This is a genomic window from Bacillus sp. JJ1562 (assembly GCF_036962705.1).
GTDB lineage: Bacteria > Bacillota > Bacilli > Bacillales > Bacillaceae_L > Ferdinandcohnia.
In genome coordinates this window covers 258,435-279,949 of sequence record NZ_JBALOQ010000013.1, presented here as the reverse complement: position 1 = coordinate 279,949, position 21,515 = coordinate 258,435, and the positions used below count along the sequence as shown (strand labels likewise).

At 37.3% G+C, this 21,515-nt stretch carries 23 protein-coding genes and 3 other annotated features; of the genes, 20 read left to right on the top strand and 3 right to left on the bottom strand.

What is annotated here, in order from left to right; genetic code table 11:
• Positions 1-24 precede the first annotated feature (24 nt).
• The 11 genes from V7097_RS08885 (at position 25) to V7097_RS08835 (ending at position 9,606) form a co-directional block, all read left to right on the top strand.
• Positions 25-408, top strand: coding sequence for a cytosolic protein (locus V7097_RS08885; protein WP_335703240.1), 384 nt, complete (start codon positions 25-27; stop codon positions 406-408).
• A gap of 94 nt (positions 409-502) precedes the next feature.
• Positions 503-961, top strand: a complete 459-nt coding sequence (gene nrdR, locus V7097_RS08880) for a transcriptional regulator NrdR (RefSeq protein WP_335703239.1) — start codon at positions 503-505, stop codon at positions 959-961.
• Between the two features lie 301 nt (positions 962-1,262).
• Positions 1,263-2,654, top strand: coding sequence for a replication initiation and membrane attachment family protein (locus V7097_RS08875; RefSeq protein ID WP_335703238.1), 1,392 nt, complete (start codon positions 1,263-1,265; stop codon positions 2,652-2,654).
• A 15-nt stretch (positions 2,655-2,669) separates the two neighbouring features.
• Positions 2,670-3,599 carry a primosomal protein DnaI gene (gene dnaI, locus V7097_RS08870; RefSeq protein WP_335703237.1) on the top strand — a complete coding sequence of 310 codons (930 nt, stop codon included), beginning with the start codon at positions 2,670-2,672 and terminating at the stop codon, positions 3,597-3,599.
• A 311-nt stretch (positions 3,600-3,910) separates the two neighbouring features.
• Positions 3,911-4,762, top strand: coding sequence for a putative sporulation protein YtxC (gene ytxC, locus V7097_RS08865; RefSeq protein WP_335703273.1), 852 nt, complete (start codon positions 3,911-3,913; stop codon positions 4,760-4,762).
• Between the two features lie 76 nt (positions 4,763-4,838).
• Positions 4,839-5,077, top strand: a binding site (T-box leader).
• A gap of 52 nt (positions 5,078-5,129) precedes the next feature.
• Entirely contained in the window at positions 5,130-7,061 is a 1,932-nt protein-coding gene (gene thrS, locus V7097_RS08860) for a threonine--tRNA ligase (RefSeq protein ID WP_335703236.1), read from the top strand.
• 121 nt (positions 7,062-7,182) lie between these two features.
• Positions 7,183-7,317: a sequence feature (ribosomal protein L20 leader region), on the top strand.
• Between the two features lie 65 nt (positions 7,318-7,382).
• Positions 7,383-7,901 (top strand): translation initiation factor IF-3, encoded by a 519-nt coding sequence (gene infC / locus V7097_RS08855; RefSeq protein ID WP_335703272.1) that lies wholly within the window; start codon positions 7,383-7,385, stop codon positions 7,899-7,901.
• Between the two features lie 21 nt (positions 7,902-7,922).
• Positions 7,923-8,123, top strand: a complete 201-nt coding sequence (gene rpmI / locus V7097_RS08850) for a 50S ribosomal protein L35 (protein WP_335365949.1) — start codon at positions 7,923-7,925, stop codon at positions 8,121-8,123.
• 38 nt (positions 8,124-8,161) lie between these two features.
• Positions 8,162-8,518: a 50S ribosomal protein L20 gene (gene rplT, locus V7097_RS08845; RefSeq protein ID WP_057999469.1), complete on the top strand. Its 357-nt coding sequence runs from the start codon at positions 8,162-8,164 to the stop codon at positions 8,516-8,518.
• 159 nt (positions 8,519-8,677) lie between these two features.
• Positions 8,678-8,947, top strand: coding sequence for a DUF1294 domain-containing protein (locus V7097_RS08840; protein ID WP_335703235.1), 270 nt, complete (start codon positions 8,678-8,680; stop codon positions 8,945-8,947).
• A 71-nt stretch (positions 8,948-9,018) separates the two neighbouring features.
• Complete coding sequence (locus V7097_RS08835) at positions 9,019-9,606, top strand: TVP38/TMEM64 family protein (protein WP_335703234.1); 588 nt, start codon at positions 9,019-9,021, stop codon at positions 9,604-9,606.
• Between the two features lie 16 nt (positions 9,607-9,622).
• Here V7097_RS08835 and V7097_RS08830 read toward each other — a convergent pair whose 3' ends face one another.
• Positions 9,623-10,018, bottom strand: coding sequence for a sigma-w pathway protein ysdB (locus V7097_RS08830; RefSeq protein ID WP_335703233.1), 396 nt, complete (start codon positions 10,016-10,018; stop codon positions 9,623-9,625).
• Between the two features lie 110 nt (positions 10,019-10,128).
• Between V7097_RS08830 and dut the strand changes: the two genes are divergently transcribed.
• Both dut and V7097_RS08820 read left to right on the top strand, forming a co-directional pair.
• Positions 10,129-10,566: a dUTP diphosphatase gene (gene dut, locus V7097_RS08825; protein WP_335703232.1), complete on the top strand. Its 438-nt coding sequence runs from the start codon at positions 10,129-10,131 to the stop codon at positions 10,564-10,566.
• A gap of 128 nt (positions 10,567-10,694) precedes the next feature.
• A complete protein-coding gene (locus tag V7097_RS08820) occupies positions 10,695-11,780 on the top strand; it encodes a M42 family metallopeptidase (RefSeq protein WP_335703231.1) in 1,086 nt (361 codons plus the stop codon).
• A gap of 226 nt (positions 11,781-12,006) precedes the next feature.
• On the opposite strand, the gene sspI is transcribed toward V7097_RS08820, so the two are convergent.
• Positions 12,007-12,216, bottom strand: a complete 210-nt coding sequence (gene sspI, locus V7097_RS08815; protein WP_099362128.1) for a small acid-soluble spore protein SspI — start codon at positions 12,214-12,216, stop codon at positions 12,007-12,009.
• A 121-nt stretch (positions 12,217-12,337) separates the two neighbouring features.
• Here sspI and V7097_RS08810 point away from each other — a divergent pair, with 121 nt between their 5' ends.
• The 4 genes from V7097_RS08810 (at position 12,338) to pheT (ending at position 17,612) form a co-directional block, all read left to right on the top strand.
• On the top strand, positions 12,338-13,087 hold the full coding sequence (locus tag V7097_RS08810) for a TrmH family RNA methyltransferase (protein WP_335703230.1): 750 nt from the start codon (positions 12,338-12,340) through the stop codon (positions 13,085-13,087).
• Positions 13,088-13,099: 12 nt separating this feature from the next.
• Complete coding sequence (locus V7097_RS08805) at positions 13,100-13,807, top strand: YwaF family protein (RefSeq protein ID WP_335703271.1); 708 nt, start codon at positions 13,100-13,102, stop codon at positions 13,805-13,807.
• Positions 13,808-13,867: 60 nt separating this feature from the next.
• Positions 13,868-14,102: a binding site (T-box leader), on the top strand.
• A gap of 45 nt (positions 14,103-14,147) precedes the next feature.
• Complete coding sequence (pheS, locus tag V7097_RS08800) at positions 14,148-15,182, top strand: phenylalanine--tRNA ligase subunit alpha (RefSeq protein WP_335703229.1); 1,035 nt, start codon at positions 14,148-14,150, stop codon at positions 15,180-15,182.
• A 15-nt stretch (positions 15,183-15,197) separates the two neighbouring features.
• Positions 15,198-17,612, top strand: a complete 2,415-nt coding sequence (gene pheT / locus V7097_RS08795; RefSeq protein ID WP_335703228.1) for a phenylalanine--tRNA ligase subunit beta — start codon at positions 15,198-15,200, stop codon at positions 17,610-17,612.
• Positions 17,613-17,774: 162 nt separating this feature from the next.
• On the opposite strand, the gene rnhC is transcribed toward pheT, so the two are convergent.
• On the bottom strand, positions 17,775-18,710 hold the full coding sequence (gene rnhC, locus V7097_RS08790; RefSeq protein WP_335703227.1) for a ribonuclease HIII: 936 nt from the start codon (positions 18,708-18,710) through the stop codon (positions 17,775-17,777).
• A gap of 145 nt (positions 18,711-18,855) precedes the next feature.
• Here rnhC and zapA point away from each other — a divergent pair, with 145 nt between their 5' ends.
• From zapA to polX, 3 genes are all read left to right on the top strand, one after another.
• On the top strand, positions 18,856-19,125 hold the full coding sequence (gene zapA, locus V7097_RS08785) for a cell division protein ZapA (protein WP_335703226.1): 270 nt from the start codon (positions 18,856-18,858) through the stop codon (positions 19,123-19,125).
• A gap of 6 nt (positions 19,126-19,131) precedes the next feature.
• Positions 19,132-19,659 carry a CvpA family protein gene (locus V7097_RS08780; RefSeq protein WP_335703225.1) on the top strand — a complete coding sequence of 176 codons (528 nt, stop codon included), beginning with the start codon at positions 19,132-19,134 and terminating at the stop codon, positions 19,657-19,659.
• Between the two features lie 123 nt (positions 19,660-19,782).
• Positions 19,783-21,501 carry a DNA polymerase/3'-5' exonuclease PolX gene (polX, locus tag V7097_RS08775; RefSeq protein WP_335703224.1) on the top strand — a complete coding sequence of 573 codons (1,719 nt, stop codon included), beginning with the start codon at positions 19,783-19,785 and terminating at the stop codon, positions 21,499-21,501.
• Positions 21,502-21,515: the final 14 nt, after the last annotated feature.

Sequence of the window (21,515 nt, the reverse complement as noted above, 5' to 3'; positions counted from 1 at the left end):
TAGGATTAATAAGGAGTGGAACAAATGGGATTGCAAGCGTTTTTTTCTAACCACAGTGAAACAAGGGACAAACATTCGGACGAGCTTTTGAGAAGTCATTATTATAAAATAACTAATAAAAAAGCAATCGAAGCAGTAAAAAAGGTTATAAATAATTTAGATGGCTATCATATTAACTCTGTATCAGAAGAACGAGGAGAAATCAGCATCTCGATCAAAAAAGGAAGAAAAGCCTTTGTTGTAGCAACCATCGTCTCTGTTAGACCATTTGAAACAGCAATTGACTTTGCTGTCACGACGGAGACATTATTGCTACCGATCGACTTTGGCTATAGCCGAAAGGTTATCATGAATTTATATCAACACTTAGATAAAGAGCTTCCGCTAAGCGGAAAGGGAGAATCTTAAGAACAGCATAATTTACAAGTATAAGCCCTTGTCCTACAAAAATCTTTCTTATATGATAAATACAAAGAGATCTCCTTGGAAGGGAGTTGTTACAATGAGATGCCCATCTTGTAATCATAATGGAACAAGAGTGTTGGATTCACGTCCAGTTGATGATAGTCGTTCAATCCGCAGAAGACGCGAATGCGAAAAATGCCAATATCGTTTTACAACATTTGAAAAAGTGGAAGAAATTCCGTTGATTGTCGTAAAAAAAGAAGGAACGCGCGAGGAATTTAGTAGAGAAAAGATGCTGCGTGGACTTATTAAAGCATGTGAAAAACGTCCGGTTTCCTTAAAACAATTAGAGGATATTACCCACGAGGTTGAAAAGGAACTTCGAAGTCAAGGGATTGCAGAAGTGCATAGCGATATTATTGGTGAGTATGTAATGAATCATTTGGCCAAAGTGGATGAAGTGGCATATGTTCGATTTGCATCCGTATACCGTCAGTTTAAAGATATTAATGTGTTTATTGATGAATTAAAGGAATTAATTAAACGGGAACGCTAAGGGCTTAAGAATCTTTTTAAGCTCTTTTTTAACTTTATTCAGCAGAAGTCCATACTTGGACAAGTGGGATAATGAAAAAAGTATACAATATTAATGTTGATTCAAATCCTGGCTGAATTAAGTTAGCCTCCGGCGGATGCCACAGAAAAGGTAACTTTTCGAGCAAAAGGATCGAAGACTAAGAACGCCACATCCTGATGTCTTCGTCTTTGTGACCCACATCTTGTGGGCCTAAAAAACCTGGGCGCAAATACGCCAAGGCGCATTTGATCTATTAGTAGAAATGAAAGGCTTTGATGAAATGGAGCATTGGAAGGAATTAGTACCAGTTGATCGCTATATCGTTCATGCTGCAGACCTTATGCATGACTATGATCGGAAAGTTATATCATTGCTATACCAGCCTCTAATTGGAATGAAAGCCTTCAGTCTTTATATGACCCTGTGGAGTGAATTGGAGCAAAACCGACTTTGGAGTGAGGAAAGCACCCATTATACGTTAATGGCCCTTCTTCAAACGAATCTAGAGGAAATTTATCAAGAACGCTTAAAGCTAGAAGGCATTGGCCTATTAAAAACATTTGTGAAGTCTGATGAAGATTCAAGAAGTTTTATTTATGAGCTCCAAGCCCCCCTTTCCCCGAGAGCCTTTTTTACGGATGGTGTTCTCAACGTTTACTTATATAACAGGCTTGGTAAGAGTAAATTTTTTAAACTTAAGCAGTTCTTTTCTGATAATGAACTAGATTTAAACTCGTACAAACCAATTACAAAAGCGTTTAGCGAAGTATTTGAATCGGTTAAAGTCTCGAAAATGATTTCCACGATTAGTGATGAAATGAATCATAATCTTGAACGGGATGACAATACAGAATTCATGGACCGAAGTGAGGAGAAAAAGCTTTTAATTGAAAATGTGAGCTTTAATTTTGATTTGTTCTTTGCAGGAATTTCCGAAGTAATGATTCCCCAAAAATCAATTACTCCTAGAGTAAAAGAGGCTATCACAAAGCTCTCCTTCCTATACGGAATCGATCCAATTGAAATGCAGGGGATTGTCATGAGTGCACTTGACCCAAATGAAAAAATTGATATTGAAAAATTAAGAAGAGCTTCAAGGGATTGGTATCAATTTGAAACAGGCAATGAATTACCTACACTGACTGAAAAAGTTCAACCACTACCTAACCAAACTATGGTAAATAAAGTCCCGCAAACAAAGGAAGAGGAATTAATTCAAAAGCTTGAAAGAATCTCACCAAAGGAGTTTCTAATTGATGTTTCTGGAGGAGCACAGCCGTCTGTCTCGGAATTGAAAATCATTGAAGATGTAATGTTCCGACAAAACCTTCTTCCAGGTGTTGTGAATGTACTGTTATATTATGTCATGTTAAAATCGGATATGAGACTAACAAAGTCCTATATTGAAACCATAGCGAGCAACTGGGCGCGTTTGGATATTAAGACAGTAAAAGATGCAATGGAAACAGCGAAAAAGCATAATTGGACTGCTGATAAAAAAGCAAGTAAATACAAAAGGCAGCCGATACGTAAAGAATTACTGCCTGATTGGTTAAAACAAGATGAAGAAACAACACAAGTAGAAACTCCAAAACAGGAAGATACGTATGATCCTTCGTTTGAGGAAAAGAAGAGATTATTTGAGGAAAGACTGAAGAAAATTAAAAAGTAAGATGGGGGTGAGGACATGAAGCCGATTCAGGATTCATTAAAAAAACTATCAAATAATACTGGTTTTCAACAGCGGTATGAGCAAATCAAGCATGAAGTATTGAATAATCCTGAGGTAAGGGACTTTATAAATGTCCATCAAGACGTAATCACGAATGACACAATCAATAGAAGTCTTGGAAAACTGTACGAGTATATTAACCAAAGTAAGGAATGTACGAAATGTGAAAGCCTGGATACTTGTAAAAACATGCTACAGGGATATCATCCTCATCTCGAACTTAAAGGAAATTCAATTGATTTAAGTTATGAAAGATGTCCGAAAAAGGTAATGCATGATGAACAGGTTAAATATAAATCATTAATCAAAAGTATGTATGTTCCAAAGGACATTCTTGATGCATCCCTTGAATCCATTGAATTTGATGAAGGACGTTCTGATGCGATTTTATTAATCCAGGAATTTCTTGATCATTATGAACCGGGTAAACGGATGCAAGGTCTATATTTGTACGGTTCATTTGGAATTGGAAAAACTTATTTTCTTGGAGCACTTGCAAATGGTTTGGCACAAAAGAAAGTTGCTTCAATGCTCGTATATGTACCTGAATTTATGAGAGAACTAAAAGGATCCTTACAGGACCAATCCATCAATTCGAAAATTGACGCAGTTAAAAAGGTTCCAGTGTTAATGCTTGATGATATTGGAGCAGAATCCATGTCTAGCTGGATGAGAGATGATATTCTTGGAAGTATATTACAATATCGTATGCTTGAAAATTTACCGACCTTCTTCACATCAAATTTTGATATGAAAGGTCTTGAACACCACTTATCATATACACAACGTGGTGAAGAGGAAAAAGTAAAAGCGGCTAGAATTATGGAACGAATTAAATTTTTAGCGAAACCAGTTGAACTTAAAGGAAAAAACCGTCGTTACTAACTTTATTCAGCCGGTTTGAACCCGGCTGAATAAAGTTAGAGCCTCAGGCAGATGCCACGATTTTTCAGAGGGAATTTTTCGAGCAGTAAGATCAAAGACTAAAAACGTCACATCCTGTGGCAACGTCTTTATGACCCACTTCCTGTGGGCCTAAAAATCGGGCGCAAATACGCGAAGGCGCATTTTATTCGAGCAAACGGCTATCTCAAAAAAAGGGATAGCTTTTTTTATATTCTAAAGTTGTCCCTTGTACCATATACATTTAACAGGGTAATGGTATTGGCTATTAGGGGGGGACTAGCTTGATTGAAATGCATTTTCAAGAAATCACAGATGCACAAAAAATGTATAAGAGCTTACTAAGAAAGATAAAAGCTCTTTCTATAGATTACATAGAGGTTGTAAATGAAGAAGAAAACGTGGTGTCTGTTTTTGCATCAGAACAAACACAATATGCAATACAGGTTGTTATCATTCCAGTTATGACCGAATTTATTATCAAAAATAATGAAGATAATTGGATTCTTGATTATATTGAAAACTTATTTTACTTTACCGATTATGAAGAGAAAAAACAAATTTTAGAAATTTCTAAAGCATTGATGGATGGGAATAACCCTGATATACCTGGTGTACAGGATGTCGTTCCACGGGAACAACTAATAGCGGAAGCGCTTCACGATTTCCTGCAGGTTCCCATTTCTTTTTCCTTCGAATCGTTTTTAAAGTTTCGCATGCGCTCGTATAATGAGGCATTATTACAAATTGTAGAGTCAGCAATTGACGAGTACAAGCTAGAGCAGGAGTATCAGACATTTATTCAAGGATTGCGAGAATTTCGGGAAAAACGGGAACCGAAGCTTGACCAATTACATATTTTCCATGATGAACAATTTTATTTTTTTAATCAGGAATTTACTGAAATTAAACGAGATGAGCTATTTAAATTTATTGATCGTAAATTAATTTTGCACCAACCGATGTATATTGATTCCGCAGTTTTGGCACCTCTAGTATCGATTGCACCAAAATCGATATCAATTTATACAGATCAGATTGATAATGGGATGGTTCAAACCATTCATAATATATTCTTGGAAAATGTAACGATTTATACAAAAAAGTCTTTTGAAAATAGACGTCTTAAAGCAAAAAAAATATAAAATATGTCAAGTGCCCTTGATTTAACTTTTAAATAAGACTATAATACCTACATATTGCAAATACTACATTAATAATTTAAAAGTTATGATGAGGACACGATGGTATGATTACGGTTTTCAGAGAGGGAAGACATGGCTGGAAGCTTCCTAACACGAATGATACGATTACCACCTCTAAACTTCAGTAGTGAACCTTTGTTTATCAAAGCTGTAATTGCTGACGGGATAACCGTTACTTATTTCTTGAGCCATGGATAGACTTGTGTCTGACATGGAAACAAGGGTGGAACCACGATACATATACTCGTCCCTTTTTTATAGGGACGGGTATTTTTTATTTTCATAAAGAAAAAGGAGTTGAAAACTGATGTCAGATGTAGTAAAAATTACATTCCCAGACGGTGCAGTGAAGGAGTTTCCTAAAGGAACAACAACCGAAGAAATTGCAGGCTCAATCAGCCCAGGACTTAAGAAAAAATCATATGCTGGTAAATTCAACGGCGAGGAAATTGATTTGCGAACTGAAATCCATGAAGATGGTGAAATAGCAATCATTACCCAAGATACTGATGCAGCATTAGAAATCATGCGACACAGTACAGCTCACTTGATGGCTCAAGCGATTAAGCGTCTATACAAAGACGTTAAGCTTGGTGTGGGCCCGGTTATTGAAAATGGCTTCTACTATGATATTGATATGGAAAAGTCATTAACACCTGAAGATTTGCCTGAAATTGAAAAAGAAATGAAGAAAATCGTTAATGAAAATCTTGAAATTCACCGTGTTGAGGTTTCACGAGATGAAGCGATTCGTCGATACGAAGAGATTGGTGATGAGCTTAAGCTTGAGCTGATTCAAGATATTCCAGAAGGAGATACATTAACTATTTACGAACAAGGTGAATTCTTTGACCTTTGCCGTGGTGTTCATGTTCCTTCTACAGGAAAAATTAAAGAATTTAAGCTATTAAGCATTGCTGGTGCATACTGGCGTGGCGATAGTGACAATAAAATGCTTCAACGAATTTATGGGACAGCATTCTTTAAAAAGGCCGACCTTGATGAATATTTACGTTTACTTGAAGAGGCTAAAGAGCGCGACCATCGTAAATTGGGTAAGGAACTAAGCCTTTTTACAAACTCACAAAAAGTAGGTCAAGGCTTGCCATTATGGCTTCCAAAAGGTGCGACTATTCGTCGTGTTATCGAACGATATATCGTTGATAAAGAAGTTAGACTTGGCTATGATCATGTTTATACACCTGTTCTAGCAAATGTTGATCTTTATAAAACATCAGGTCACTGGGATCATTATCAAGATGACATGTTCCCTGTAATGGAAATGGATAATGAAGAGCTTGTCCTACGTCCAATGAATTGCCCGCACCATATGATGATCTATAAAAATGGCATTCACAGCTATCGCAAGCTTCCAATCCGTATTGCTGAATTAGGAACAATGCACCGTTATGAAATGAGTGGAGCACTTTCAGGTCTACAGCGTGTTAGAGGGATGACACTTAATGATGCACATATCTTCGTTCGTCCTGACCAAATTCAAGAAGAGTTCAAACGCGTTGTTAACCTTATTTTAGAGGTATATAAAGACTTTGATATTAAAGACTACAGTTTCCGACTTTCTTATCGCGACCCAGCGGATACTGAAAAATATTTCGATGATGATGCGATGTGGGAAAAAGCACAAGCTATGTTAAAGGCGGCGATGGACGACCTTGGCCTTGATTATTTCGAGGCAGAAGGTGAAGCAGCTTTTTATGGTCCTAAGCTTGATGTACAAGTTCGTACAGCTCTTGGAAAAGATGAAACACTTTCAACTGTTCAGCTTGACTTCTTATTACCTGAACGCTTTGATTTAACATATGTCGGTGAAGATGGAAAACAACATCGTCCAGTCGTTATTCACCGTGGTGTTGTATCAACAATGGAACGCTTCGTTGCTTATTTAATCGAAGAATACAAAGGCGCATTCCCAACTTGGTTAGCACCTGTGCAAGTTCAAGTTATTCCAGTTTCTCCAGACGTTCATTTAGACTATGCGAAGAATGTCCAAGAGAAACTTCAAGCAGAAGGTTTACGCGTAGAAATAGATGATCGCGATGAAAAAATCGGCTATAAGATTCGAGAAGCTCAGATGCAAAAAGTTCCATTTATGCTTGTTGTAGGGGACAATGAAATAAAGGAAAATGCAGTAAACGTACGCAAGTATGGCGAGCAAAAATCAGAGACTCTTGCCTTTGATACATTCCTTGCAAATATCCTCCAAGAAGTTAATAAATAAAAAAAGTTCTTGTCAAACATAAAAGTGCATGCTAGAATAAATTTCGTTGTGTTATTCTAGTTGCACTATTTGACAGATACCATCTTAAATGTTATACTTTTGAAGGTAATTGAATACTTGTTTGAGAAAGTAGAGGCACCCGCTTCTCACCTGATTGACGCAAATTGCAGTTGGTAGGTCTTACGTTCATTAATCATTATTGTGTAAATGAATTGTAATAGTGTGGGTGTGTATACATTCACACTTTTTTGTTTGTCTCAAATCTGTAAAATGCGCAAGATTTCAAACGAGGCATTCTTTAAAAAACCTTGGAGGTGGCTAATTATTAGCAAAGACATGATGGTTAACGAGGGCATTCGTGCCCGTGAGGTTCGTTTGATTGGTTCAAATGGTGATCAGCTAGGAATTAAATCCAAAATTGAAGCATTAGAAATTGCTGCTAGAGCAAATCTTGATCTTGTATTGGTTGCCCCAAATGCGAAACCACCTGTATGTCGTATTATGGACTACGGTAAATTCCGTTTTGAGCAACAGAAGAAGGAAAAAGAAGCTCGTAAAAATCAAAAGGTTATTAACATTAAGGAAGTTAGACTTAGTCCGACAATTGATGAGCACGATTTTAATACAAAGCTTCGTAACGCAATTAAATTCCTTGAAAAAGGCGACAAGGTTAAAGCATCAATTCGCTTTAAAGGTCGTGCGATTACACATAAAGAAATCGGTCAACGTGTATTAGATCGTTTTTCTAAAGCTTGTGCTGAAGTTGCTACTATTGAATCCCACCCTAAAATGGATGGTAGAAGCATGTTTTTAGTACTAGCACCTAAAATCGAAAAGTAATGAATTGAGGAGGAACTCCCTATGCCAAAAATGAAAACACACCGTGGAAGTGCAAAGCGTTTCAAGAAAACAGGATCTGGTAAACTGAAACGTTCACAAGCATATACAAGCCACTTATTCGGAAATAAAACTACAAAACAAAAGCGTAAGCTTCGTAAAGCTTCATTAGTAAGCAAAGGCGATTTCAAACGTATTCGCCACATGTTAGACAACTTAAAATAATCAATGATCGATTGATATAGATTCTAGGAGGGTACAAAATGCCAAGAGTAAAAGGCGGAACTGTTACACGCAAACGTCGTAAAAAGGTATTAAAATTAGCTAAAGGTTATTTTGGTTCAAAACACACTTTATATAAAGTTGCAAACCAACAAGTAATGAAATCATTAATGTATGCTTACCGTGACCGTCGTCAAAAGAAACGCGACTTCCGTAAGCTATGGATTACTCGTATCAACGCAGCAGCTCGTATGAACGGTCTTTCTTACAGCCGTTTAATGCACGGACTTAAGCTTGCTGGTATCGAAGTAAACCGCAAAATGCTTGCTGACCTAGCTGTTAGCGATGAAAAAGCATTTGCAGAATTAGCAACTGTTGCAAAAAGCAACCTAAAATAATTTAATCTATGTAAAAAGGTTACTCCCATTGTAAAATGAGAGTAACCTTTTTTGTTAGTTTGTCACATTAAGCTAAAAACCATTGAATCAAAATAATGACCATAGAACGAAAAGAAAAACCATAGTGCGCATTCTCGTGCTGTAAAAGGTGGAAAAACAATGTACGCAATTCTATTAATCTATGTAATACTGAACGTATACGGTTTACTACTCATGTACATCGATAAAAACAGAGCCAGAAACAATAAATGGCGCATCTCTGAAAAACATATTTGGATTGTCGCTATCTTAGGCGGCGCGCTTGGAGCGACTTTTGGAATGAAGCAATTTCGACATAAGACAAAACATAAGCACTTTGTTACCCTGCTTCCTATTCTTACGGTTATGACATTAGCCCTCTACATATATATTTTGGTTAACATGTCATAACTACTTGTACGATTGTATATGCTTAATTAGCACTTCTATAAGTACCCTAGAGGAAGAGGTGACTTGTACATTTGGATGAAACAATGACATTGCTGTTCGTTTTTATTGAATCCACTGGACTACTTGCCCCCATTATTTTTATTGTAATACATCTTATCCGTCCTTTCTTTTTCATACCAGTTCCTGTTGTATGTATCGTTGGGGGTATTTTATTCGGGTCGGTATTTGGCACAATTTATTCTATACTAGGATTAACCATGCTCAGCATTCTTTTCTATTTTTTATATCGGCAAGTTCCGAGATTGTCAAAAAAAATTAATACACTCAAGCAAAAATGGTTAGGTGACAAAGTGAATTTTACCATCGGGCAAATTGCAATCTTACGTGTTATTCCTTTTATTAATTTTCATCTTTTATCCTTGTGTATCATAGATGTTACTAGAAATTTTCGAGACTATGCCAAAGCCTCTTTTTATACAAATATTCCAGTAGCACTTCTTTACACCGTTTTCGGTCAATTTATCCGGGAATTCTCTACAACTGTGATTCTCGCGATACTTCTGGCACTTACTCTCTTGTTTTATCTACTAAGAGAAAAACAAGTTATTATCAAATGGCATGAATTTTTTAATCCTAAAGCAGGTAGGTCATATCAATAAAAAAACAGTCGTGGGTTTATTGCTCACGACTGTTTTCCTTTATTAGTTCTTTTATTGGGCTCTTCCAATCAATTTTTGCATGCGGATAAATTTCCCTAATTCTACGTTCAATGTATTGGAAATCCGTATAGGTTAAACCCTTAAGATTATCAGTTTTGGACCATACAAAGATGGAGACAACCTCAAACGATTTCGAAGTAGATCCTAAATATTTTTCCCCTTCAAACAAAACTCCCTTATACGTTAATAAAAAGTTTTTATGGACATTTGCTAGGTCATCAAGCCAGTAGAATTCCTTTTTTTCTTGTGCGAGCTCAATCTTCCTCTTTGGATTTAGTACGTACTTGAAAATCCGATATAATAAAAAGATGATTAGAAGTAAGATGACAAAACGAATGAGTATGACAAACATAAGAGGACTCCCTCCATTTTCAATCTGCCAACATATACGATTAACCTACACAAAAGGTTTCAAGTTATTTTAAATTTGTTATAATTTTTTTCTAGAGGAGGATTTTTTACATGACATACAACTTAAAAGTAATGCTGCTAAACAAGGATGCTAAGCTGCCGTTGCAAGCAAATCCAGGTGATGCAGGTTTAGATTTATATTCTGCCGAAGAAAAACTAATTAAACCAGGTGAGGCTGACTTAATCAAGACAGGCATCAAAATTGAGCTACCGCCTGGAACAGAAGCGCAAGTACGACCAAGAAGTGGACTAGCACTAAAACATTCGGTAACTGTCTTAAATAGTCCTGGAACGATTGACGAAGGCTACCGTGGAGAAATTGCCGTCATCTTAATTAATCATGGAAAAGAAGACTTTGTAGTCGAAAAACATATGCGGATAGCGCAAATGGTGGTTGCCGAAGTGGCCCAGGTTAACTTGCTGCAGGTTGAGGAAGTGACTGCTTCTAAAAGAGGAGAAGGAGGATTTGGATCAAGTGGGACAAAGTGAAACTTCAATTAGTGAGGTTTTACCGCCCGATAATGTGGGACAGAATAATATGGATCCAAAATTGCTCAATTGCCACTATTTTCTGTATAATGAAATGGTCAAAATAACGAAAGCGATGGTGTTTAATAATGACAAAGCTTGACGAAACATTAACGATGCTAAAAGATCTTACTGATGCAAAAGGTATTCCTGGTAATGAACGAGAGCCTCGTGAGGTCATGAAAAAATACATAACTCCATATTCTGATGAAATTTCGTACGATGGATTAGGAAGCTTAATTGCGAAAAAGGAAGGCAATGCAACTGGTCCAAAAATCATGATTTCTGGACATTTAGATGAAGTTGGTTTCATGGTAACACAGATTGATGAAAAAGGATTTTTACGTTTCCAAACAGTAGGTGGCTGGTGGTCACAGGTTATGCTTGCACAACGTGTAACCGTTGTTACTAGTAAAGGGGATATTACGGGTGTAATTGGTTCAAAACCACCACATATTTTATCTGCTGAAGCACGAAAAAAACCTGTTGAAATCAAAGATATGTTCATAGATATTGGTGCAGCAGGTAGGGAGCAAGCCTTAGAATTTGGGGTGAAACCTGGAGACCAAGTTGTTCCATATTTTGAATTCACGGTTATGAATAATGAAAAAATGCTACTTGCAAAAGCATGGGATAACCGTATTGGCTGTGCGATTGCAATAGATGTATTAAAATATTTAAAGAACGAAGAGCATCCAAACGTTGTATATGGAGTTGGTTCTGTTCAAGAGGAAGTTGGTCTTCGAGGTGCCAAAACGGCTGCAATGATGATCAAGCCTGATATTGCAATTGCTGTTGATGTTGGAATTGCAGGTGATACACCTGGAATTTCAGAGAAAGAAGCGTTGAGTAAAATGGGTGATGGGCCTCAAATTATTTTATATGATGCTTCCATGGTTTCTCATAAAGGCTTACGAGATTTTGTTGTTGGAGTAGCTGATGAGATGAACATCCCATACCAATTTGATGCAATTGCTGGTGGTGGAACAGATGCTGGCTCAATCCATATTACCTTAGAAGGTGTTCCAGCTCTAGCGATTACAATCGCAACACGCTATATTCATTCACATGCTGGAATCCTCCATCGAGATGATTATGAAAATGCAGTTAAGTTAATTGCAGAAGTAATCAAGCGTTTGGATCAAGAAGCAGTAAATATAATTAAATTCGATTAACTTTATTCAGCAGAATTCTCTTACTTTTATGGCGAGATGAACGTATTAAGAGTACCCAATTCAGTAAAGGGTTTAACCCTAGTCTGAATAAAGTTAAGCCTCCGGCAGAGGCCACGATTTTTAAAGGGAAATTTTTCGAGCATGGCTCGAAAGAAATCGGGCGCAAATACGCCAAGGCGCATTTGATTAAAAAAAGCCGATGATTTTTGTCATCGGCTTTTTCCGTTTACTGCTTTAACCCTTGCTCTAGTGTTGTGAGCATCTCTTGTTTATCCTCTTGGCTTGCATTTTGCCAAATAACTTCAAACAATACTCCTAATCCAGGAAGCATTTTTTCTTCTCCGCTTTGGATTGCATCTACAATTGTATCTTCTAATTCAGCCTGAGAGTTTCCTGTAACATTATGCTTAACAGCATGTCTTAAATTCAAATTCATTCACATGCACACCTTTCCTATGTAACTTTTTCTTTAGTATCTTTTACGGTGCCCACCTTTTTTATGTATCTTCCTTAGGATATAATGGAAAAAGAATCAACAAAAAGGAGTAATTAGTGCGTTGAAACGAATCGAATCAAATAAAAATCCTCAAATAAAACAATGGAAAAAACTTCATACGAAAAAGGAACGTGAAAGATCAGGAACTTTTATGATTGAAGGGTATCATCTAGTTGAAGAAGCTTTAAAAAGTGATGTAATCATACGTGAATTGATTATAAGTGAAACAATAGATATCCCTTCAAAATGGAGTGTAGACAATCTTTCAATCACAATTGTGACAGAAAAAATTATGCAGGAAATAAGTGATACAGATACATCTCAAGGGGTCGCGGCTATTTGTGAACAATATTCCGCTGAAGAAGACCGACATTTTTCTAAATTATTATTGATTGATGCGGTTCAGGACCCTGGAAATCTTGGAACAATGATACGTACTGCGGATGCAGCAGGAATAGATGCTGTAATTATTGGTGAAGGAAGCGTTGATGTATACAATTCAAAGGTGGTTCGCTCTACACAGGGCTCGATTTTCCATATACCTATTATAAAAGCAAATTTACAGGGAACGATAGAACAACTTAAGCAAAGTGGTATTAAAGTATACGGAACATCTTTAAAAAATGCAGTTGACTACAAACAAGCTGTTGCTCAAGATTCATTCGCATTACTGGTTGGCAATGAAGGAAATGGAGTAGATCCTGAGTTACTAGAGAAAACAGATCAAAATCTATATATTCCAATCTACGGAAAAAGTGAATCATTAAATGTAGCCGTGGCAGCGGGGATTTTACTATATCATCTGCGGTAAAGAGGGGGGAGTATAATAAGCGACTTTTTCGGAGGGTCAATTGTAGGTGAACAATTTCACTGGTTATCTTTTTCACATGTTGTGATGCTGGGCTTGCTCCTAGTTTCGGGAGTTTTGTTATTTCTTTTTAGAGCTAGAATCACTAAAGGAAAATCCGCAATTCGTTATACGTTGGCATTCTTTTTATTGGGAAGTGAGCTATCTCTCTATATTTGGTACGTGTTTACAGGTGTATGGGACCCGATTGATTCCCTGCCACTTCAGCTTTGCTCAATTTCACTATTTTTAAGTATCACAATGCTGTTAACTCGGAGCTACCTTTTATTCGAGATCACTTATTTTTTGGGCATAGGTGGCGCATTACAAGCGATGCTTACACCAGAGCTTGCATATGACTTTCCACATTATCGTTATTTTCATTTTTTTCTAGCTCATATCGCGATTATTCTGGCCAGCCTATACATGCTTTGGTACGAGAATTTTAGACCAACAATAAAATCGGTTTGGAAGGCATTCGCAGCACTTAACCTAATCGCATTACTAGTCTTTTTCATCAACAAAGTGACTGGCGGAAACTATATGTTTCTCGCTCGAAAACCGATAACCCCAAGCCTAATCGACCTACTTGGTCCGTACCCATGGTATATATTATCGTTGGAAATTGTCGCTTTGATCATGTTTTTTATCCTCTATCTCCCATTTGTAAGAAAAAAGAAATAAATTGGGTTTGATTTGCACATCGAAGATACGTATAATATAATCTATATGCTTTACATATAGTTAAAAACAATGATTGAGATTAGTATCTTTCCACTCACTATTCAGGGAGAAAATGCCGTGACTGCAAGCATTTTTATAGAAGAAGAAAGTGAATTCACCTCTTGAGTTGGCACTTGGACCGTTATAAATAACGTAAAGGTGTTCCGGCATTTGCCGTTATCGAAACGAAGTGAACAATTATGATGCTGTAATTGTTAACAAGGGTGGTACCGCGAATCTAAACCTCGTCCCTTTTTTGGGATTGAGGTTTTTTATTTTGTCCAAAAAAGGAGGAAATGTAATGCAAGAAAGATTAAATGAGTTAAAAGATGAAGCTCTTGAAAAAGTAGAGGCTGCAACGAATCTTAAAGAATTAAATGATATTCGTGTTGCTTATTTAGGTAAAAAAGGACCTATCACTGAAGTACTAAGAGGGATGGGCAAGCTTTCTGCTGAAGAGCGTCCAAAAATGGGAGCACTCGTCAATGAAGTCAGAGAGCAAATCACTGTAAAGTTGACGGCAAAACAAGAACTACTCGAAAAAGAAGAAGTAGAAAGAAAACTAGCTTCTGAAACAATCGATGTAACACTTCCAGGTAGACCTGTTCATGTTGGTGGACCTCACCCGCTAACTAAGGTAATTGAAGAAATTGAAGATTTATTCCTAGGTATGGGTTATTCAATTGCGGAAGGACCTGAAGTAGAAAAGGATTATTACAATTTCGAAGCGTTAAATTTACCGAAAGACCACCCAGCAAGGGATATGCAGGATTCATTTTATATTACAGAAGATATTCTTCTTCGTACACAAACTTCTCCTGTTCAAGCGAGAACAATGGAAAAGCATGAAGGAAAAGGACCTGTAAAAATCATTTGCCCAGGTAAAGTATATCGCCGTGATAATGATGATGCGACACACTCTCACCAATTCACGCAAATTGAAGGATTGGTTGTCGATGAGAACATTCGCATGAGTGACCTTAAGGGTACATTAAATACATTTGCGAAAAAGATGTTCGGTGAAGACCGTGAAATTCGTCTACGCCCAAGCTTTTTCCCATTCACTGAGCCTTCCGTAGAGATGGATATCTCATGCTTTAAGTGTGGCGGGGATGGATGTAATGTATGTAAAAAGACAGGCTGGATTGAAATTTTAGGTGCTGGTATGGTTCACCCAAATGTACTGGAAATGTCTGGCTTTGATTCAAAGAAATATACAGGATTTGCGTTCGGTATGGGCCCAGAGCGTATCGCAATGTTGAAATATGGAATTGATGATATTCGTCATTTATACACAAATGATAATCGTTTCATCAAACAATTTAATCGGGTCTAAGGAGGGAGTAAGAGAATGTTTGTTTCATACAAATGGTTGCAGGAATACGTTGATTTATCAGGTGTAACTGCAGAAGACTTAGCAGAAAAAATCACTAGAAGTGGAATTGAAGTTGAAGGTGTCGATCATTTAGGTGAAGGCATTAGCGGGATTGTGGTTGGTCATGTATTAGAATGTGAGCAACATCCGAATGCTGACAAATTGAATAAATGTCTCGTTGATTTAGGTGAAGGTGCACCTGTTCAAATTATTTGTGGAGCACCGAACGTTGCAAAAGGCCAAAAGGTCGTAGTCGCAAAGGTAGGAGCAGTCTTACCGGGCAATTTTAAAATCAAAAAGGCAAAGCTTCGTGGTGAAGAATCAAGTGGAATGATTTGTTCCCTTCAAGAGCTTGGTTTTGAATCAAAGCTTGTTTCAAAAGAATACTCAGAAGGAATTTTTGTATTCCCGAATGAGGTTGAGCCAGGAGCTGACGCAATTGTTCAATTGAATCTTGATGATAAAGTTCTTGAGCTAGGCCTAACACCTAATCGTGCTGATGCTATGAGCATGATGGGGGTTGCTTATGAGGTTGCGGCTATTTTAGGAAAAGATGTAAAACTTCCACAACCGAAAGTGACAGCTTCATCGGAAAAAGCGGAAGATTACATTTCGATTTCAGTAGAAGCGAAGGAAGATAATCCGTTATATGTAGCACGAGTAGTGAAGGATGTAAAAATTGGTCCATCACCATTATGGCTTCAAACACGCCTAATGGCTGAAGGAATCCGCCCACATAATAATGTTGTCGATATTACAAATTATATTTTATTAGAATATGGTCAACCATTACATGCGTTTGACTATGATCGTCTAGGTTCTAAAGAAATTCTCATAAGACGTGCGAAAAACGAAGAAAAGATTACGACATTAGATAATGCTGAGCGTACATTAACCGACGAGCACCTCGTAATTACAAATGGAACAGTTCCAGTAGCTCTAGCAGGGGTTATGGGTGGAGCGAATTCTGAAGTTAAAAATGATACAACAACCGTATTAATTGAGTCTGCTTATTTTACAGGTAGCACAATCCGTAAGTCATCAAAAGATCACGGATTACGAAGTGAAGCAAGTGCTCGTTTTGAAAAAGGAATTGATCCAAACCGTACTCGTGAAGCAGCAGATCGTGCAGCTGAGCTAATGGCAGAGCTTGCTGGTGGTGTCGTTCTAGAAGGTGTGGTGGCTGTTGATACGCTTGATATTCAACCGACCAATGTTTCTGTGACACTTGAGAGAATCAATAAAGTGTTAGGAACTGAAATTTTTAAAGAAAAAGTAGAAGAGATTTTCACTAACCTAAAGTTCTCATTTACTGTGGATAACGATACTTTCCATGTTACTGTGCCTACTCGTAGACCTGACATTACAATTGAAGAGGATTTAATCGAGGAAGTAGCTCGATTATATGGATATGATGAATTACCAACCACTCTTCCATTTGGTGAGTCAAATCCTGGTAGATTAACGGCTTATCAAGCAAAGCGTCGTCTAGTGAGAAGATATTTAGAAGGTGTTGGATTATATCAAAGCATCACATATTCACTTACAAGTGCTGAAAAAGTAAATAGATACGCACTTGAACGTAGTGAGCCAATTCGTTTGGCTATGCCAATGAGTGAAGAACGAAGTCTCTTAAGATTAAGCCTTCTTCCACATTTATTAGAGGTTGTTTCACATGATTTGGCACGTCAAATTGATAGTGTGGCGACTTACGAAACGGGCTCTGTATTCATTACTAGACCAAACCAAGAACTTCCAGATGAAAAAGAACACTTAGCAATTGCTCTGACTGGCTCATGGTTATCACCAACATGGCAGGGTGAGAAAAAAGCAGTGGACTTCTATGTTGTCAAAGGAATTCTAGAAGGGCTATTTGAAAAGCTTGGTCTTGAAAACAGAACTGCATTCCTACAAGCGAGAGTAGAAGGGATGCATCCTGGGCGTACAGCTTCCGTGTTATTAGATAACAAAGAAATTGGATTTGTTGGTCAACTTCATCCAAATGTTCAAAAGGATTTAGATTTAACACCAACTTATGTGTTTGAATTATCATTAAAGGATCTTTTAGAAGCAGATGTTGAGGAAATTCTTTATCAACCAATTCCACGATTCCCGTCGATGACTCGTGACATTGCACTTGTTGTGGATCAGTCAGTGGCTGCAGGTGACATGAAGCAGGTCATTATTGAAGCAGGTGGTAAGCTACTTCGTGATGTATCAATCTTTGACCTTTATGAAGGAGAGCGTATGGAGCCTGGTAAAAAATCAGTTGCATACTCAATCAAGTATTTTGATCCAGAGCGCACCTTAACTGAAGAAGAAGTAACAAAAGTACATGACAAAGTACTAAAAGCAGTTGAAGAAAAATTTGAAGCAACATTGCGTTCATAATAAAAATGGAGTGGGTCCAAAGTGGCCCACTCCATTTTTTATGTCTAGCTCCAGGGGCCATCGACTCGAGGTCATAAGCCAATCTCTTCGGTAGGTAAAAGGCACCTTCTGTCAGCGCTCGTCTTATGCTTGTCGCCGATTAGCGGGCGCCTTGTGCTTTTCTTATACCCCGGCTATTTTTTTGGCTTTTTCTGTATTTGCAAAATGGACCTTTGTAAAGCTCCGTAGTGCTCCCATTCCTTGCTTTTTGATAAGCTTAGCGGCAACTACATCAACTTGAGCGCCAGCTCCTTTTTTTAACTCCAAGCCGCACTTTTCACTTAATTTATCAAATTCTTTTATAAACGCATACCTTGCAATAATCGAAGCAGCAGCAACAGACAGATGAACCCCTTCTGCCTTTGTACTGAAATACACATGATCCTTGATAATCTCCTTTTGACCTGATAAATGCCTGAAATACACATCGGGAATTGCAAACTGGTCGATTAATATACCATCCGGTGTTGTGGGTGCAATCTTTTTAAGCACATGCCCAATTGCTTGATTATGCAACAATGCCTTCATTTTACCTTGAGTCATGCCTTTTGCTTGTAGTTCGTTGTATTTTTCGTTATGTAAAGTTAACAGGCTATATGGTATTACATGAATGATCGATTCTGCAATCTCACAAATTTGTTTATCATTTAAATCCTTGGAATCCTTAACTCCAAGTTCCTTAAGCAAAGCAAACTTATCATTAGAAACATATGCGGCAACGACTGTCATTGGACCGAAATAATCACCTGTTCCAACCTCATCAGAACCAACCATCGATAAAGCTCCGATATTAGGTGGTAAGCCACTATTTTTTGCCCCTGATTTCTTTGTAGTTGTCATTTTAGTTGGAGCCTCGGAGCTTCCCCATTTTTCAGCTTCTCCTGCAGCGCTATTTCCTTGAAATAACACTTTCCCAGATTTATATGCTGTAATTGTACAACTTGGAAGTTTGGCAACAAATACTCCACCCTGTGGGACCTTTTCTAATAGGTGACTTTTATAATGCGTCTTCATTTTTTCAATGGTACCGGGGGTACACTTTAAGACAGTATTAGACAAAATAACATCCCCTACTTACTATTTTTATACAAGGTTAGATAAAATTCTTTATAATCTATCATAACGTTTCTTGAGATTTCTTTCCATAAATATCGTGTTCATGGTATTATTATCTTTAGGATTGACTAGAATGGAGGCCAACTACTTGTCACAGCCACAAAAAACAAGAACAACTGTAGATATATATGGGCAGCAATATTCGATTATCGGGTCTGAGAGCACAAGCCATATACGCCTTGTGGCCTCAATTGTTGATGATAAAATGAGAGAAATTAGCGGTAAAAATCCGACACTTGATATTAATAAACTAGCAGTATTAACAGCCGTTAATATTGTTCATGAACATTTAAAGTTAAAAGAAGAATATGAAGAGCTTGAAAAACATTTGGAACAAGCAAAAAATGAAAAGGATTGACATGATATGTTCGATTTAATCTTAATAATCATCCTTTTAGTGGGATTTTTAATTGGTTTGAGAAGAGGCTTTATCCTTCAAATCGTTCATCTTACAGGTTTTATTGTTGCATTTATCGTTGCATACCTCTATTATGATGAACTTATGCCAAAATTAATATTATGGATTCCATATCCAACATTTGGTGACGCCGATACTATGAAGTTTTTATTTGAAAGTACGAATTTAGAAACGGCATACTATCGTGCAATTGCCTTTGCAATTATTTTCTTTGCAACAAAATTTATATGGCAAATCATTGGATCGATGCTTGATTTCCTTGCAAATCTCCCCATTTTAAAACAAATCAATGGTTGGGCTGGAGGTTTACTAGGATTTGTTGAAGTTTACTTAATTGTATTTATCGTGCTTTATATTGGAGCACTACTTCCAGTAGAAATCGTTCAGTCTAATCTTAATGATTCATTTATGGCTAAAATGATTGTCCAACACACCCCATTTTTCACAGGGAAAATCAAGGATATGTGGATCTAACTTCTCTCTTACAGAGAAGTTTTTTTTATGAACTGACAATTAACCCACAATAAGTGACTTTTTAGCAAAAAATCTGTATCATTTTGGATAGTTAATCGTATGGAATATAGGTAGGTGGTAACAATGACAATTAATAAAAAAGATGTAATCCGTCTTTTAGAAACTATTGCAATTTATATGGAACTAAAAGGAGATAACCCATTTAAAATATCTGCCTTTCGAAAAGCAGCAGCAGCCCTTGAAAATGATGATCGAAGCTTATCGACAATTGATGACTTCACGACATTACCTGGCATTGGTAAAGGAACAGCAGCGGTGATTACAGAATACATCGAAACCGAAGAATCAACCGTTTTAAATGAATTAAAAGAAAAGGTACCAGAAGGCCTCATCCCTTTGCTTAATCTACCAGGGCTTGGTGGCAAAAAAATAGCCAAGCTCTATCAAGAGCTAGGCATTGAAGATATGGAAATGTTAAAACAAGCATGCGAAAACGAAAAAATTCAAAATCTAGCAGGCTTTGGGAAGAAAACAGAAGAAAAAATACTCGCTGCTATCGAGGAATATGGCAAACGTCCAGATCGCTTGCCGATTGCTTTAATGCTAGCGCTAGCTGAAGATATTGAAAAGCAGCTATCTGCGATGGAAGGAATCATTACATTTTCTCGTGCAGGCAGTCTTCGCCGTATGAGAGAAACAATCAAGGACCTTGATTTTATTATTGCAACAAACGAACCTGAAAAAGTACGCGATCAGCTTTTACAGTTAAACGGGATTAATGGAATTATTGCAAGTGGGGATACAAAGGTTTCCGTACAAATATCATACAGCTACGATATTTCGGTCGATTTTCGTCTAGTGAAACCATATGAATTTGCAACTACCCTTCATCATTTTACGGGAAGTAAAGACCATAATGTAAGAATGAGGCAATTAGCAAAAGAACGTGGCGAAAAAATAAGTGAGTATGGCGTTGAAAACACTGAAACAGGTGAAATAAAAACGTTTGAAACAGAAGTAGAATTCTATCAATATTTTGGTCTCAACTTTATCCCGCCAGAGCTTAGAGAGGATGGTTCTGAAGTAGATGCCTTCCATCAGGAAGTTGAACATATTCAGCTTGAAGATATAAAAGGTGATCTTCATTTGCATACATCGTGGAGCGATGGAGCTTTTACTATCGAAGAGATGGTTGATGCATGCAGGAAAAAGGGCTATCACTATATGGCGATTACAGACCATTCACAATACTTACGCGTTGCAAACGGTCTAACACCTGAGCGTTTACAAGAACAACACAAAGAAATTAAAAGACTAAATGAAAAATATGATGACTTCACAATATTTACAGGTGTTGAAATGGATATCCTTCCAGATGGTAGACTTGATTACGACGATGAAATTATTAGAGATGTTGATGTGGTAATTGCATCGATTCATTCAAGCTTTTCTCAGCCAAGAGAGAAAATCATGCAACGCTTAAAAACAGCTCTAGAAAATCTACACGTAGATATCATCGCACACCCGACTGGAAGGATAATAGGGCGCCGAAATGGATATGACGTAGATGTAGATATGTTAATTGAACTTGCAAAAGAAACGAATACAGCTTTAGAATTAAATGCGAATTTGAATAGGTTGGACCTTTCTTCAGAATATATTAAAAAGGCACAAGAGAAGGGCGTAAAACTAGTCATTAACACAGATGCACATAATATGGACATGCTAGATGATATGGGATATGGCGTCTCCGCTGCAATAAAAGGGTGGATCAAAAAGGAAAATGTCATTAATACATGGGATAAAGATGAGTTAATAACATATTTAAAACGAAATTTGTAGGATTAAATAGGATC

Excerpts from the sequence above, each read along its gene's own strand:
- V7097_RS08885 (WP_335703240.1), top strand. The coding sequence starts at position 25 with ATGGGATTGCAAGCGTTTTTTTCTAACCACAGTGAAACAAGGGACAAA.
- nrdR (WP_335703239.1), top strand. The coding sequence starts at position 503 with ATGAGATGCCCATCTTGTAATCATAATGGAACAAGAGTGTTGGATTCA.
- V7097_RS08875 (WP_335703238.1), top strand. The coding sequence starts at position 1,263 with ATGGAGCATTGGAAGGAATTAGTACCAGTTGATCGCTATATCGTTCAT.
- dnaI (WP_335703237.1), top strand. The coding sequence starts at position 2,670 with ATGAAGCCGATTCAGGATTCATTAAAAAAACTATCAAATAATACTGGT.
- ytxC (WP_335703273.1), top strand. The coding sequence starts at position 3,911 with ATGCATTTTCAAGAAATCACAGATGCACAAAAAATGTATAAGAGCTTA.
- thrS (WP_335703236.1), top strand. The coding sequence starts at position 5,130 with ATGTCAGATGTAGTAAAAATTACATTCCCAGACGGTGCAGTGAAGGAG.
- rpmI (WP_335365949.1), top strand. The coding sequence starts at position 7,923 with ATGCCAAAAATGAAAACACACCGTGGAAGTGCAAAGCGTTTCAAGAAA.
- rplT (WP_057999469.1), top strand. The coding sequence starts at position 8,162 with ATGCCAAGAGTAAAAGGCGGAACTGTTACACGCAAACGTCGTAAAAAG.
- V7097_RS08840 (WP_335703235.1), top strand. The coding sequence starts at position 8,678 with ATGTACGCAATTCTATTAATCTATGTAATACTGAACGTATACGGTTTA.
- V7097_RS08830 (WP_335703233.1), bottom strand. The coding sequence starts at position 10,018 with ATGTTTGTCATACTCATTCGTTTTGTCATCTTACTTCTAATCATCTTT.
- dut (WP_335703232.1), top strand. The coding sequence starts at position 10,129 with ATGACATACAACTTAAAAGTAATGCTGCTAAACAAGGATGCTAAGCTG.
- V7097_RS08820 (WP_335703231.1), top strand. The coding sequence starts at position 10,695 with ATGACAAAGCTTGACGAAACATTAACGATGCTAAAAGATCTTACTGAT.
- sspI (WP_099362128.1), bottom strand. The coding sequence starts at position 12,216 with ATGAATTTGAATTTAAGACATGCTGTTAAGCATAATGTTACAGGAAAC.
- pheS (WP_335703229.1), top strand. The coding sequence starts at position 14,148 with ATGCAAGAAAGATTAAATGAGTTAAAAGATGAAGCTCTTGAAAAAGTA.
- pheT (WP_335703228.1), top strand. The coding sequence starts at position 15,198 with ATGTTTGTTTCATACAAATGGTTGCAGGAATACGTTGATTTATCAGGT.
- V7097_RS08780 (WP_335703225.1), top strand. The coding sequence starts at position 19,132 with ATGTTCGATTTAATCTTAATAATCATCCTTTTAGTGGGATTTTTAATT.
- polX (WP_335703224.1), top strand. The coding sequence starts at position 19,783 with ATGACAATTAATAAAAAAGATGTAATCCGTCTTTTAGAAACTATTGCA.